Below are 15,127 nucleotides of genomic sequence, written 5' to 3'. Positions count from 1 at the left end.
GTAAACGTTTTATGTCTGTAGGACATGTGCCTTACGCACACTAATTACATAGCAAACCCCTTGCCACTTTTTTATCTGATTGTTTTATCTTCATTTCTATAGATGGTTTGATAGTTCCCAACGAAATTCAAGATGCTCCAAGCCCTTTTGTTGTGCAACGTTTGCACTCTTCTGTCACTCGATATCAAGCACTTGATGGGAGGGATATACCCATTTTGAAATACGGGATGTCGCCTTTGTAGAAACGCTCGCCCTCTGGCGACAAACCAAAGCGCTGGTACAACCCCATTGCCGCTTCACGGGCATCACACCAAAACCACTCGACGCCATGATCGGAAAGAAAGTCGCCGTTCAACAAAATAGAAAGAACAGCCCCGCCGATACCCTGCCCTTGGTACTCAGGCAGCGTGGCAAACTTTCTCAATCGAGCGCGATTGCCATCAACAAACACCGACGCGACACACACAAGTTGCCCTTCAATGAACGCGCCTAGGTGCAATGCATCGGCATCGCCGTCTAATTCACAAAATGAAGCGGGTTTCTCAGGCCACAACACACGATGGCGAATATCGATTGTCTCTTGCCAAGTAATCTCTCGAATGTCGATAAGCCAATCCTCCTTTTCAATGCGCCATCTTCAACGCACCATATTCAATGCACCTTCCAATAAACGCTAGCACGATAGACAAGCAAAAAACATCCCCGACGAATCGAGGATTTTTTAATACAGTCAACGTTATCGACGTTTAGTCGTCCACAAGTTCAACCACGCCAATACCACCGATATAATCACCACTCCCTAACTCGTAGTTATCGAAGTTTTCATCAATATATGTGGTTGTGCCATCTGAATTGGTAAGCAAAATATTGTCTAAAATGCTGCGATACTCTGCGCCAAAGCCATTGTCATCAAACGTATACGTCAGCGAGTAATCTTCATCCAAGTGATCAATTTCTCTTGATACGTCATAAGTGTCACCAGCTTCATCAGTGATTTTTAAGCTGAAGACAATTTTGCCATTATTCTCAACAAGCTCTGCGTCCATTTTCACCACAGAACCTATCACTTTCGGATCTTCAAACAACCAATCTCGGTCATCACTGATATTATCGCTATGTTTCAATATGTGTAATGAACCAGTGATCGCCAAATAGTCATATTTGATGTAGCCCTTCCATTCACTTGAAGTGGTATGAAATGCTAACTCCCAATTTTCATTAAGTGCCGAAACCAAAGAGAGCTTGTGGTCAAACTCTCTTTCACGATCGATGAGCGGGATTTTTACATTGGTCCCAAATACATTGATGGCTTTGCCCGTGGTAAAGCCATAGTTGTCAGCTTCCGCATCAACAATCGTTAATCCTTTCTCGATGCGTGTTGACCAATCGAAAGTACGTTCACTATCACTTTGAGAGACTGACAGAGGAACACCTTCCAGATTTCTACCATCACCACCGAAAGAAATCTGATAGTCTGTGCCAAATTTCAGCGGTTGATTTGACGAACTGCCAGAGCCGCTTGCCGTATCATAGATAAGGTGGACGACCTTACCGAGCCAAATTGGCATGACATCCACGTCTTCCACATAACCACCAAATTGATCACGCTCAGTCACACTCATATTCGCTGACACACTATCGATATCCATCCAATGGTTGAATTCGATCGTACTGGCGTAGACTTCTTCTTGAGGTTGAATATGATGAGTGATTTCGGGGGCGCCCACATTTACACGATCTTCTTCGCTAACTAACAACTCTAAGTCGCGTATCTCCAGTACATCCTCAGAAACAGACGCGGTATCACCAAGCACCAAGTATTCAGACTGCGGACGGCCTTCAGCGAGCGCTTTAACATCGATAGTCCCACTCACCATGGTGCTTTTTGCATTGTTAAGCCCGGTGAAGTAGATGGTGTCACCGCTGAGTTTCCAGGTTTCAATGTCTAAGCGAACGTCGCTGAGCGCATCGCCAAATAGGAGGGTTGCTGACTCACCCGATAATGGCTGAACGCCAACAATATCATACTGACCGTAGGCAGGATGGGTTTGCTCTTCGACATAGTAGGCATTCCCTTTTGATACATGAAGCGGCGTCTTCCAATACCCAAGATCAGGTATTTTTACAGCAAGAACTTCTCCAGCGGCATAAGGCAAAATACGCTGCATCTTTTCGTATCTACTAAAGTCACCTTCAGAATCATCTTCGTAAGTGGCATACATACTGTAGATGTAACCATCATCACCAACAATCACTCGGTTTGACCAGCTCAAACTGTCTGGGCGATAACTCTTAATTGTGCGTTTTTCTATGCCACCCTCGAAGTCGTCACTGGCTCTGGCAATGCTAATATCGTCATTAGCCGTGAGATTATCGCGATAAATTACTGTGCCATTGTCGTCGGTCGCATAGTAGCCATCGGTCCAATATGTGCCTTCTGTCAGTGTCACAGTACTAAGAGATGTCGCCATCACATTGGGGATCATGTTTAATGTATCGGTTCGATACACCAATGCATCGGCAGCAGTCACAACAAAACTATTCACTCGGTCAGCATCCGAGGTCATGGATACTACTTTGCCTGTTTCACTATCCACTCTCACTAACGTGGAATTCCCAAGAAGTGAGTAATCGATTGACTTGAATTCAATGTCTGTACCGGGATTCAACGTTGTCACCGTAAATCCACGGCTCAAAAAGTACACGTTATTTTGGCTATCAAACTGAATAGGTTTGTAGCGTCCATCATTAACTTCTTTCCACCAAGTACCCCAAGGGGCTTCAGCAAAAAGGCCTTCAACAAGGCAACTTACACTATTATCCGCGATGGTGATTTTGAAGATGGCGCAGTTTTCTTCTCTCACCAAAGAGGAGCTGGTGTAGTAATTCGACCAATCCAACGCAGCATATACATGCTTCCCGTCTGGACTTTTCACGGTAAACGAAAAATTCGCATCAAAATCAGAAGTTACGACGGGTGAAAGCGCCCCGTCAGCGCCAAGTGAGAATAAGTTGGTACTCCCAGAGCCTGTAGAATGGGTTTGTTTATCCGTTGCCCCAACAAACTCGTGAAATTGTACCGAAGGTAGCGATTCATATTTATTGCCACCACTCGACAATTCTGCCCTTAATTGGCTTTGAGAAAACGCTTTCTCGGTGGTCACTAAAGTAGAGGCGTTACGTAGATCAAATGCGATTTGCGTATAGTTCGATGTTTGGGTTCCGCTATCTGAGCCACTACCTGAACCACTGTCTGAACCGCCACCACCGTCAGACCCACCTCCGGCTGAAGAATCTCCGCCACCTCCCCCGCCACAGGCTGAAAGTAGCAATGATAGGATAACCAACGATGCCGTTTTATTTTTGTAGAAAACCATGAATGTCCCTTTCTGAGCAATTAGATTTCACAATGCTTAAGCTCAAAAACCTTATCCATTCCAGGTAATCCCCTGGCCGAATATGACTCTTTTAGCTGCTGCATCCTTTGCTTCTGTTTTCATGCATATGCATGATGCCAACCAATAAATAATTTCACATTTCAGCAACACGAGTTGTCGCAAAAACTGTAAAATCAAGCATTAAAAATGCTTCGACTGTGAGACACGAAAATTCAGGTTGAAGGGAAAGCCAGTAGCCACATTTTGTGGGAAATCATGGGTCAAAAATCAAAACAAGAGGAGGGATCATATTAACCAAATGGTCAATAAAAAAATGCCGAATAATCTACGCAGTGCATAAAGATAGAATGAAGAAAAACAAAGGAAAGCAAACATTGAGGAATGTCGCATTAATTCATAGGGTTAGTCTATATATTCACTCCATCGAACATGCTGTCGGGCACACCCTACGACTGGACGATTTCGTCTTCGCCCGACAGCGCCTCGCTCTCTTCTTCACATGCCTCAATCGATATTCTGTGCGCCAATACTTCCCGCATCATAGCCACCAAACTTCTGAAAAGGTCGTAAGCCAAAGAGCGGCATAATGGCGTAGATATGGTCAAAAATATCTGCCTGTACGCCTTCATAAAATACCCAATCTGTATTATTGGTAAATGCATAGATTTGTAGCGGCAACCCTTCAGACGTTGGCGCCAATTGGCGAACCATAAACAGCATGTAGGGATGAATATCTTTGTGTGATCGAAGGTAGGTGTTTAGGTAGGCGCGAAACACACCTACGTTGGTCATCTTTCGAAGGTTCGCCACATGATGCACGTCTTCGAGATTGTCATTGAATTCCTTTATCTCGCGTGATTTCTCAAACAAAAACTCACGCAATATACGAATCTCTTTTAGGGCCTCAATTTCATCGTCGCTCATGAAGCGAATCGAGTTGATATCAATGTTAACCGATCGAATAATCCGACGACCGCCGGAGTCCGACATGCCCTGCCAGTTAATGAACGCATTTTGTACCAGCGCATAAGCGGGCAGCATGGTGACCGTATTGTCGAAGTTACGCACTTTTACCGTGGTGAGCGACACCTCTTCGACCGAACCGTTTGCGCCATAGTCATTCATCTCAATCCAATCGTTGAGGCTCACCATGCGGTTAGCCGCCAGCTGAATTCCTGCTACGAATCCTAGAATGGTGTCTTTGAACACCAGCATCACTAAGCCCGTCGCAACCCCTAAGCCACTGAGGAAAATGACTGGTGATTCGTTGGCCAGAATCGAGACCGATACAATGATGCCGACAAAGAAGGTGAAGAGCTTTATCAGCTGAACAAAGCTTTTCACTGGCATACGACGCGTGACACCCCTTTTCTCGGCAATATCATGTAGCGCATCGAGCAATGCAAATATCATCCAGATGAACATGACTAGCACGGCGACACCGAGCACTCTGTCGGACAGTGTGGCGAGCAGAGTGTGATGCGTAAGAATGGGGGGAACCAATAGATCGAGGAGCATGGTGGGAACGAGCAATGCCATTTTCTCAAGCACTTCGTGTTTGGTTAAGCTATTCCCCCACGATTTCTTGTTTTTACTAATAGCAAAATTCACCGAGCGAACAATCACCTTGTGGACAATCAGGTAGCTGATCAGTGATATGCCTATCGCGGCAAGAAGAAAAATGACCGTAGGCTCTGTGCCATAGGGAGTAGAGTTAAGCCCCATGGACGTCAATTTTTCGCTCACATAACTGCGAACCCCATGATCAAGCATATTGCCGCTCCTCTTAGACAGAAATTTAAGCCTAACAGGCTCAAACGGACTTCGATGCGGCAGTTTTGATACAGGGTTTGTTTCGTCTATTTAATACAATTTGTTGTCACTGATATACACGTCCAAACGGTTTCCGTCGCCTTTATCTGGCGCACCCACCATTTCATCGTACGCACTTTCTTGTCGCATTCGCTGCGATTTAGATGGGATGTTCTGGCATTGCCTTTGGATATCTGTCAACGAATGGGCACGAACCAAATTGCCTATGTCATCAGCGACGTAGAACTCTTCATTGTCAATAATCACCGACGCTTGATACAAGCACAAATCCAGAGAATGGATAATTAAGGTGTCGATGTTTTGGTGCTTCGCTAACTCCCGCAGCGTTTTCTTCATTTTGGTTATCCTCGTCATGCCATCACTCGTTAACTATTACGCGACAAGCCCAAATAAGGATTACTCCGCGCCATGTCCTTAGCACGCTTCAACTATTGGCGACACCGTAGCCACATCAATGGGCTCTTTGTACCTCTTTAAAAATGCAAAACGGTGCCAATCAGCACCGTTTATTTATTCTTGATTTTTCATCACCGATACAATCAAACATACTCGTCAATTGTGGGTAAATCCCGACGATCTGCACTATGACGGCGTTCATACCCCTGATACTTCAGGTGACTATGTCGACGTTCACGTGGAAGCCTTCGCTCGATCACATATAAGCCATCGACCAGCTGAGTCTCTAATGTATCGAAAATATCATCATAGGATTCAAGGTAGTTTTGGATTTTCATCTGCCGCTCTCCTTTCGTCTCATGCCTATGTTTACTTGGCGGTTAGCGTCTATACCCAAGCAACCTGAAGATGCTCGTAAGAATAACCAGACTGATAAATGCTGGGGTGTTTTAGGTTATCTCGGGCGTCATTCGAAGCAAACGAACTAACACCAGCCTTAGAACAAGACACAGTGTCACATCATAGACATCGCCACTCCAGCCAATATGCATGCAGACTCATCACAATTCTCACTTGTGAATCTTATGTTCAACTAAGAGACAAAATAAGCGCCTTAATAAGGCGCTTATTGATTAAACATTGAAGAAACAACGTGGTGATAACTTAGAAGCCAGTGATACCTTGGTTACCACCAATGGCAGCTAAGTCGGTATCGCGATCCACTTCAACCAAAGAACCATCATTTTTGATCGCCAGCGTCACTACTGTGCCTTCCGCAGAATATAACTGGTAGACGTATTTAGAGGTGGTAAAGAGGTCAGTTAAACCCGCCCCTGATTGACCATCGTCTTCCTGAAATGCAACGCCGCTTGTGAGATTGGCTTCGCCTGAGGCGGTGGAGTAGTAGTTTGAAATCGTGTCCGATGCGGTATTCGCCGTAAACATACGATTCGTAAACTCATTGAAGACGACCCAACATAGTGCCAACGAACCGCCATTGCTGACATCAAGGCTAATTGGATCGAGCTCGCCGTTGTGTGCAATTTTGAACGTGGAAACAGAACCGCCTTGAATATCGTTCTCGCCATCTTGAGTGAACACTCGCGCTTCACCAACAACAAGGTATTGACCATCAGCCCCTTTGAAGGTTTCTATACCAAAAGGATTAGGGACGTTACGACCTTCCGCTGGAGTTGGGTATTCAAACGTTGTCGCTTCTTCAGACAAGTAGCGACCATCACGCGCGAAAACCTGCAAACGCTGGGTATTCACTTCCGCTGCAATAAGATGTTTACCATCCTCAGAGAAACGAATCGCCGTGGCTCTTCCTGTTAAATCACGTGCGGAATCCGGCAATGGCGTGAGCTTTCCACCACGATTGAAAACGAAACCTTGTAGTGAACTTTGTCCTTCATTCACATTCATGACGTAAACAACGTTGCCCGTTGTTGCCACGCTGACTGGGTTCTCACCGCCAGAATCAAGGGTAGACATCAGTTTCAAATCGGCATTTCGCTTAACACTGAAAGAAGAAACTTCGTTCGATCCAGCATTCACGGCAAACAACGCCCGATTGTTGTCAGACATGACCACCGCATAGTTAGACGCTAGCGGGTCAATAGTACCCGCTCCTGGGCCAGGGACAGATTCAATACCTGACCCCTGACCTCCCGTACTCACCGAGTTCATATATTCTAGCGTGCCATCAAACCCATTACGTTTATAAACAACGATCGTATTATCTTCCGCTGAATTATTCATTGCGTAGATAGCACCGTTATTATAACAACCAAAAAGCATGAGTGAACTCAACAGTAACACTGCTCTAAATGCATATTTCATTTAAACCTCACCAATAGACATTAACGACGAGAAACATACTCGACCATTAAATACTATCCATTTTCAAACCAGATCATACCTTCAGACTTAACTAGCAACCCGAAACATTATTTATTCCTGAAAGTGCAGAGCATTTCTTTACTTTAGATCAGGTCGCAAAAATCATCCATTACAACAAGTTGCATCAATTTAATTTCTTCACCATGTTTATTTCTGGAGAAAAAATAAATAATGATTCTTTGCGTGCCTAAAATGAGCCATAACTTAGTGACAAGCATTAATAGTTAAATTTTTTCGCTCCCACCAAACACTTATAAAGAACCATTTATCCGATTAAAATTTCATCGATAGAAGTTATCTTCCGATTAAAAAGCAGCTAATTGTTGAAATAATAGACATCCACTAATTTAGCAATAAATAAATTAGCATCGTTTGTTTTTTCAACAACGCAAAACCGTTAACGAAACGCTGTCGATGATTTTCTGTTCAAACCCTTCACTTTAACCTAGAAAATTCTGAACAAGCATCACATCTGACAAAACCCTGACAATTGTGCTGATATTTCAGCGAAATCCTTGTGCTAGATTCCGCGTCGCTAATTTAACACTTTGTCTTTTAGGGATTTTTAATGAAACAATACGCAATGATTTCTCTGCTGACTCTCACTTTGACCGCTTGTGGCGGCAGCAGCGAAGGCGACAGCAACACAAATACTACTCAGCCTGTCACGCCTGCGTCTGTAGAAGGCAAGATTGAACGTATTACTGGCAGCACATTGACCATAAACGGCCACAACTATGTGGCCGATGACGTGCAATACCGAGATGTCAGCATCAGCTCGGATTTTCTCGAAGCCAATATGATGGTCAACGCCAATACCATCAGTCGCGGTCAAACCGGTGCGCATATCGAACTAGAGCCAACTTTTACTGGTCGAATCGAAAAGATTGGAGAGCCTAAAGGCACATTCACTATTAATGGTATTGAATTGCGCTTTGCCACACTTTCACCACGTATTCAAAATGGTGATTGGGTTATGGTGTCGTCACTTCCAACCGCCAACGCGGGTTACAAAGTGCTTTCTGTCATCAGTTTCGATTTTGATGACAAAGGCATGGTTGAAGCTGAAGGCCGCATTTCAGCCATTGATTTCAACAATGGCACGTTCAAAATTGGAAAATCCCTCACCGTTTTGTTTGATGAAGATCTTGCGAACAACCCGAAAAAGCTGCGCAATGGCTCATGGGTTGAAGTGATTGGGACTTACAACGAATATAACGCTGTACTAACCGCCACTGAGCTTAAGCTGAAAAACTATAACGACGTGTATGGCGACGGCGAAATTGAAGGTATCGTGACCTGGGTAGCCAGCGACAAGAGTACGTTCGAGTTAAACTATCGCGGTACATTTGAAACGCACCCTTCTACCAAATATGAAGATGGCAACCTGTCATCATTGCGTATCGGTGCGGAAGTTGAAGTGGAATACATCAAGAAGGGTGACAAGCTAATCGCCAAAGAAATTGAATTTGAAGATGCCGATCAAGACAACGATTTCGACTGGGACGCCTTTGAATTTGAAACCGAGGGAATGGCATCAAACGTTAGCACTGACGATGACACATTCCAGATTGATGTTAAAGGCAAAGCGAAAACCATCCATATAGACGTGCTAACCCAGTTTGATGACGGCCTAACCTTAGATTCACTTAATGGTGAAATGTTGGAAGTAGAGGGTGTGATCATCAGTGGTGAATACGTTGCGCGTGAAATTGAACGCGAAGACGACTAATCACGCTCGCTGAGTCAAAAACCAAACACAATAAAGGGGCTTTCGCCCCTTTTGTCTTTTCGGGATGTAAAACGCGAATCCGAGACCACAAAAAATTTTGAAGCACGACTAAAGTTTGTAAGGTTATTGATACTGATAGGGAATCTCCCTCTGTGAAGCCAATGTGTGGTGACCTTTTGAGATAGCATAAAAGTATACCCAGTAAGCAGGCAGAGTTGGAGACATGGACTTGTTGACATTGATAGCCGTTGTTTTGGCCGTCGTCGCTATGATGACCGCGGTAAAAGCATCAAAACGCACGTACAAGTTGGAGAAGGAACTGTCCGATTTGCGCGCTGAACTTTCAGCGCTTCGCGCTAGTTTCATTAAAGCCTTTGTCGAACCCGAAACCGCTACTAAAGCGGATACCGCCGCCGTAGACACTTCGTCCGCTATCGACGTGACTCCAACACCTGATACCAACGTTGACACTGATGCCCACACCAATGTCGATAAGCCGACAATTCATCAAAGCGCCACAACATCCACTGAACCGGACATGGCAGCAAATTACGATGCGCATACCAATGACAATGTGCAAGTGCTAGCCGTTTCCGAAGACGACAAAAACCTTGCGACGTTCGAGCATCCTCAACAGCAGGCAACCAACAACAAAGAACCTTTGTCTAACACTTTTGACCGTGGATTAAAGAAACTCGAATCCAGCTTTCGCGAGAATTGGTTAGTCTGGGTTGGCGCATTGGCTATGTTGGTTGGCGGCGGATATCTCATGCAGGTTATCGGTAGCCGAATTGAGTTTTCGCCTCTGATGCGTGTGGCGATTGCCTTCTCACTATCGGCATTAATGATCATTGCGGGTGAATGGTTTCACCGAAAAGAACAGAAACATCCTGAACGAGCCTCTCGATCTTCAAGCTTTACCTACGTACCCGCTGCCATTACAGGAACAGGATTAACAGGCATTTACTGCACGGTGATATTCGCCTTTGTGTTTTATCAACTGCTCGCGCCCAGCACGTCCCTGCTCATTCTTGCCATCGCCGCGTTTTCTAGTCTTGCCTTGTCGCTTCGCCAAGGACCACTAATGGCCGCATTAGGTTTGATTGGCGGATATACCGCGCCCTTTTGGATTGGCGGATCTGACCCCAATTACACACTGTTGGCAGGCTATATCACTGCCGTTTCAGTAGCAGCAACCTTGCTAATGCAAAGAGTGAAACACGCATGGTTAACGCCCAGTGTCTCATTGCCACACACTCTATGGATGTTGTTACTGATCGATGCCATACCTGCAGAGCAGCTATTTGGTTGGAGCGCGATTTTTCTTTCAATCACCTTGTATCTGTTGTTTGCCGTTCCGCGTTTGGGGTGGGCATTCAATACCCGATACCGTCACGGACAAACGCCCAATTCGAATCATCCCATACTTGTATCTCTGGCGATGGTGTTACTGCTGTTTTGTTCGGTCGCGAAAATGGCTCCTCTATCAGGGGCAGCATTGTTCTATAGCTATGCTTTCCTCGTTGCCTTGGTGTGGCTTCCTGCCGTGAGAAAAGGCATTTCATCGCGACTGTATTACTCATCAATACTCGTCCCTGCCATTGCCGTTATCCTGTTGTCCTTCGTATTCCATTTTCTCAACATGTGGCTGTCTGATCGTCTGACACTTGTGTACCTTGGCGCGAGCATCATGCTCATCGCTCTGCGCACACTGTGCCAGTATGCTAACGGCGATCGCTCGCTCTTTTCACGAATAATGTTAATCACGCTAGCCCCTGCACTTACGCTATTGGGGCTAGGTTTGGTGAAAGTATTTATTATTGAGCAACTCGCGTTCTGGTCAATTTTCACCGTGTTATTGGCGGGGTTCTACTCACAACTCGGTATTCGTATACCCGTTCTACGCCAGAATATTTCAGCCTGCATTCACGCCATGGTTCTCTGTTTGTCGTTCGTTTGGCTCAACGATAGCGTGCTCACCACTGCCATATCCGCACAAGTTGCGGTCATGGCATTGCAAGCCCAATATCAAATATTCCGCCCCGCTGACTGGGCGATCAAAGTCGGCATGAGCCTACTCGTTGTAAGACTTACGCTGCTACCGTTCGTGCCAGACTGGCAGCCCGCCGACAATGCCAGTTGGACATGGTCCATCATCAGTTATTTGCCGTCACTGATCTTGCTCGGTTACGCCCGCTTCTTACTACGTCGAGTGAATACAGACATTGCGAACTGGTTTGAAGGGGCATTTCTTCATGTGTTCCTCGTCGCCTTGCTAACGCAAACCAACTATTGGCTAACGGGTAGCTATGGGATAACTGCCCACCTCAATTTCACCTCGGCCATTGTCTATGCCAATCAAGCCTTGGTCATGGCTCTGGTGTACGCTTATCGCAGTCAATTTGCAGATAAACTCTCGCTGCTCTATCGCGGATACAGCACCTTGCTGCTCATTGCATTCGCGGGCTTAGTCGGTCAACTCAACGTCATATTCTCACCGCTGTTCGTTAACACAGTGCCAGCAGATGCTTGGCCAGTCTTCAACATGATGGCGTTGGGTTGGTTGCTGCCGGGAGCGCTATTAATGGGGCAATATGTCTACCGGATTCCATTCTCAAACATTCCCCCGCGTGCCTTTGCGATCGGCGGTATTACGCTCATGGGCGTGTGGTTAGCAATGTCTATTCGCCAATTTTGGCAAGACACCTCCATGACCCTATTCAACGCCACCAGCATGGCAGAACTGTTTACCTATTCCATAGCAGGGTTGATTGTTGGCGGCATGCTCACATGGATTGGCGTCACGCGTCATGCCCTTCAAGTGCAAAGAGTCGGATTGGCGGTGCTTGGTGGGGTGACATTGAAAGTCTTCTTACTTGATGTCAGTTTCCTAGAAGGTTTCTGGCGAGCGATTAGCTTCCTTGGTTTGGGCGCAGCCTTGATCGGCTTGGGGTGGTTGTTCCAGAAATTAAATCGGTCAGTCGCTGAAAAGCCTGAATAATCATAATAAATGAGGGGCGTTTACCGCCCCTCAGTACTCTTTCCACGAATACTTAAACCTCACCGTCAACCTCGCCGTCGCCTTCACCTTCACGTAGACGGATAGGTCGCACTGGGCAGCTCGAAGTGAGCACCATCAAAAAATGGCTTTTTGTTAGCCCTACGACAGCGGGCTGCATAATCTGCCATCATATCTTCTGGGGAGTCATCTGAGTCTGTAAGCATCGTCCAAGAACCACCCCAGCGAAGCTCGATACCTTTTTCACGCGCCGCCACACGAACTGCTTCCGCAATATCATAAATGGGGTCCCACTCCCAACGCAGTTTTCCATTGATATAAGGTACGAGATCAACCGCATGACCCGACAAGTGGCGAGAGTTAAGTGTTTTACTAGCACCTCTCGCTACCAGCTCTTGTTGTTCGGCGAATGTTCGCATTCCGTCATGCACGGAGAAATCTTGTACCGAGATTTCGATGGCGCGCTCGACAACCCCAACGAGATCAGAATGAACGCCTTTGAGTTCTTGAAGAGAACGTTTTCCGAGTACAAATCCACTCATCATTTCTTCTCCACATTGCTCAGTCATTAAGTCACCTGACGATATGGCTTAATCACTTGAATGTATTATTGTTAAAAACCAATGAACCTAGCCTTTACCAACACACAGCATCAACTTCTTTCAACAGACTGAATTTATTCTTCAAGTTTGAAACTTTATTTGAACGCAAAGCAAGATCATCAGACGCATAATAAACCGAGACATTTCGAGAAGATTGACAAATCAAACGTCTTTTTTGGCCAGCCTCAATACCCTAACGACCTGAAAATGCATGATTCAGCGAGCTTGACTGACGTTATGATCTAGGCGCCCCTTTGCCGATGTAGTGAGCGCCATCAAAAAGGGACAAGAAAAACTCGGGGACACAAACGGAATGATAAATTATTGCTCGCGTGAAAATATAGAAAACCCTTGAAACCCACGATGTCTTAAATCTTGTTCAGGGAGGGAAATTCAATCTACAAACTAGATTTATAAACCACACAACTATGAATCTATGAATCCATGAAACCCATACAAATGCGACCAGTCTCATGCACCCGCTGCTGACGGAAAACGAAACGAAGGTTGAAAGAAAATAAGAGTGCCACTGCGACATGCACAGTCAGTCCATGTCCTTACAGCAACACACAGTATTTCTTCAAAGTGATAAGGTATTTTTGTTTAAAACAACGGTGACTCATATTATTCTGTTTCAACGACATATACCCAAGTAACCAGAAGATTCAGCATATACCCAAGCAACCTGAAGATGCAGGATTCAGCGAGCTTTACTGACGTTATGATCAAGGCGTCCCTTTGCCGATGTAGTGCGCTCCATCAAAAAGGGACAACACCGAGCATGGCGTCAGTAAACTCGCCCGAAGGGAGGCCATCAGAGTGCCCACTTCATCGTTAAATTCCCGTGAAATAGAATGACTATTCTTACAAGAATTTGCCTTGAATTGAACACTCTGATGGCCTCTGAAATCGAGCATCTTCAGGTTACTTGGGTATAGATAGGGAGACAAGATCGGTGAAGGTCACGCAATTCTTCAAGCAGTTAAACAAAAACCTGATTGGCAAACTCCACCGCACAAGCGAGTTCCATCAAAGAATGTGGATAGTCAATGTGCGAGAAAGTACGTTGAACAATGATACCTTCGTGATCAGCGAAGACAGCTTCACCGAGCCGATGCAATGGATGAAACGTCATCACTACACTGATTACATGATTGATGAGTTAGACCAACTGAAGCTTTCCCAATCGGTCAGTTTCAAAATTGGTACGGCAGAGCACTGTTTATTTAGAGTGAAATAGCCCAAAACAACTTGCCTTCTTTACATTTCCCCTTGTGAGCCTCGCTTCCCAGAATGCAACACATTGAGCGATTGCCATTCGGTTGTTGAAAAAAAGCAGCGATAACTCGCTGCTTTTAATTGGCTTCAACCACAAAGATAACCCGCGACCTAGATAAGTTTACGAGCTCTCAATGAGGTTATACATACACTTCATCACATCAATAGATTCATATTTCTCAGTGTTTTCACACCACACAATCTCTTGTTTGACCCGCTGAAGTGTTAGCGAACGAAGTGTCGTTTTATCTGTTACTTCCAGGTACTTACTTTTGATATACAAGCACTTAACCAGCGCACTCAATTCATCGATATGCAAGCCTTCTTGGCCGGTTAAGGCTTGATACTCTTCAAGTAACCTTGTTAACTGAAGCATCATGAGTGACTATAGCGCGTTCAACGCTGCGCCATATGAAGGCTCTTCAATTACCTCAGAAACTCGCTCGCTATAAACAACCGTGCCTTTCTCGTTAATCACGATCACCGCCCTTGTCGCCAAACCGCGAAGTGGGCCTTCCGAAATCGCAACGCCATAATCAGTGGCAAAGCACTCAGAACGGAATAGAGACGCCATTTTTACATTCTCAATACCTTCGGCACCACAAAAACGCCCTGCCGCAAAAGGCAAATCTGCAGAAACACATAGAACGGTCGTATTTTCTTGGCTTCCCGCGATTTCATTGAAAGCTCTGACACTGTTCGCACACACTGGGGTATCGATACTAGGGAAAATATTGAGTATCAATTTTTTACCCGAAAAGTCAGCCAACGTGATATCTGACAAGTCATCAGCACACAGCACGAAAGATGGCGCAGCATCGCCTTCGGCTGGGAAGTTACCCATGATGTTCAGTTCGTTTCCTTGAAAAGTGACAATAGACATTTACGTTCTCCATTTGATTATTATTGTTTTCAGGTAATGTATTCACCTGATTGTATTTATGCTTGTTTAAGCCATTGTTCTAAA

At 45.3% G+C, this 15,127-nt stretch carries 12 protein-coding genes; 3 read left to right on the top strand and 9 right to left on the bottom strand.

Translation table 11 applies throughout. The features are described from left to right. Positions 1 to 184 precede the first annotated feature (184 nt). From Q365_RS0104180 to Q365_RS0104155, 6 genes are all read right to left on the bottom strand, one after another. Positions 185 to 607: a GNAT family N-acetyltransferase gene (locus Q365_RS0104180; RefSeq protein WP_028022167.1), complete on the bottom strand. Its 423-nt coding sequence runs from the start codon at positions 605 to 607 to the stop codon at positions 185 to 187. 139 nt (positions 608 to 746) lie between these two features. Then, entirely contained in the window at positions 747 to 3,377 is a 2,631-nt protein-coding gene (locus tag Q365_RS0104175; RefSeq protein WP_028022166.1) for a hypothetical protein, read from the bottom strand. A 525-nt stretch (positions 3,378 to 3,902) separates the two neighbouring features. Beyond that, positions 3,903 to 5,171, bottom strand: a complete 1,269-nt coding sequence (locus Q365_RS0104170) for a mechanosensitive ion channel family protein (RefSeq protein ID WP_028022165.1) — start codon at positions 5,169 to 5,171, stop codon at positions 3,903 to 3,905. 90 nt (positions 5,172 to 5,261) lie between these two features. Continuing rightward, positions 5,262 to 5,567, bottom strand: a complete 306-nt coding sequence (locus tag Q365_RS0104165; protein WP_028022164.1) for a DUF6482 family protein — start codon at positions 5,565 to 5,567, stop codon at positions 5,262 to 5,264. Positions 5,568 to 5,770: 203 nt separating this feature from the next. Next, the gene (locus Q365_RS0104160; protein WP_028022163.1) at positions 5,771 to 5,965 is read right to left on the bottom strand and encodes a hypothetical protein; all 195 of its coding nucleotides are present in this window, start codon (positions 5,963 to 5,965) and stop codon (positions 5,771 to 5,773) included. A gap of 325 nt (positions 5,966 to 6,290) precedes the next feature. Beyond that, positions 6,291 to 7,388, bottom strand: coding sequence for a lactonase family protein (locus Q365_RS0104155; protein WP_162176368.1), 1,098 nt, complete (start codon positions 7,386 to 7,388; stop codon positions 6,291 to 6,293). Between the two features lie 709 nt (positions 7,389 to 8,097). Here Q365_RS0104155 and Q365_RS0104145 point away from each other — a divergent pair. Together Q365_RS0104145 and Q365_RS0104140 are read left to right on the top strand one after the other, a co-directional pair. Continuing rightward, positions 8,098 to 9,261, top strand: a complete 1,164-nt coding sequence (locus Q365_RS0104145; RefSeq protein WP_028022161.1) for a DUF5666 domain-containing protein — start codon at positions 8,098 to 8,100, stop codon at positions 9,259 to 9,261. Positions 9,262 to 9,484: 223 nt separating this feature from the next. Next, positions 9,485 to 12,262, top strand: a complete 2,778-nt coding sequence (locus tag Q365_RS0104140; protein WP_035024346.1) for a DUF2339 domain-containing protein — start codon at positions 9,485 to 9,487, stop codon at positions 12,260 to 12,262. A gap of 89 nt (positions 12,263 to 12,351) precedes the next feature. On the opposite strand, the gene Q365_RS25395 is transcribed toward Q365_RS0104140, so the two are convergent. Further along, on the bottom strand, positions 12,352 to 12,849 hold the full coding sequence (locus tag Q365_RS25395; RefSeq protein ID WP_245621492.1) for a M15 family metallopeptidase: 498 nt from the start codon (positions 12,847 to 12,849) through the stop codon (positions 12,352 to 12,354). Positions 12,850 to 13,837: 988 nt separating this feature from the next. On the opposite strand from Q365_RS25395, the gene Q365_RS0104130 reads away from it, so the two are divergent. Further along, positions 13,838 to 14,122 (top strand): hypothetical protein, encoded by a 285-nt coding sequence (locus tag Q365_RS0104130; RefSeq protein WP_028022159.1) that lies wholly within the window; start codon positions 13,838 to 13,840, stop codon positions 14,120 to 14,122. A gap of 159 nt (positions 14,123 to 14,281) precedes the next feature. On the opposite strand, the gene Q365_RS0104125 is transcribed toward Q365_RS0104130, so the two are convergent. Together Q365_RS0104125 and tpx are read right to left on the bottom strand one after the other, a co-directional pair. Next, a complete protein-coding gene (locus tag Q365_RS0104125) occupies positions 14,282 to 14,539 on the bottom strand; it encodes a hypothetical protein (protein WP_028022158.1) in 258 nt (85 codons plus the stop codon). 6 nt (positions 14,540 to 14,545) lie between these two features. Continuing rightward, the gene (gene tpx, locus Q365_RS0104120) at positions 14,546 to 15,043 is read right to left on the bottom strand and encodes a thiol peroxidase (protein ID WP_028022157.1); all 498 of its coding nucleotides are present in this window, start codon (positions 15,041 to 15,043) and stop codon (positions 14,546 to 14,548) included. Between the last annotated feature and the right edge of the window lie 84 nt (positions 15,044 to 15,127).

This window comes from Enterovibrio calviensis DSM 14347 (genome assembly GCF_000621165.1).
Taxonomy (GTDB): domain Bacteria; phylum Pseudomonadota; class Gammaproteobacteria; order Enterobacterales; family Vibrionaceae; genus Enterovibrio; species Enterovibrio calviensis.
The sequence above is the reverse complement of the archived record's forward strand: the minus strand, read 5'-3'. Positions and strand labels throughout refer to the sequence as shown.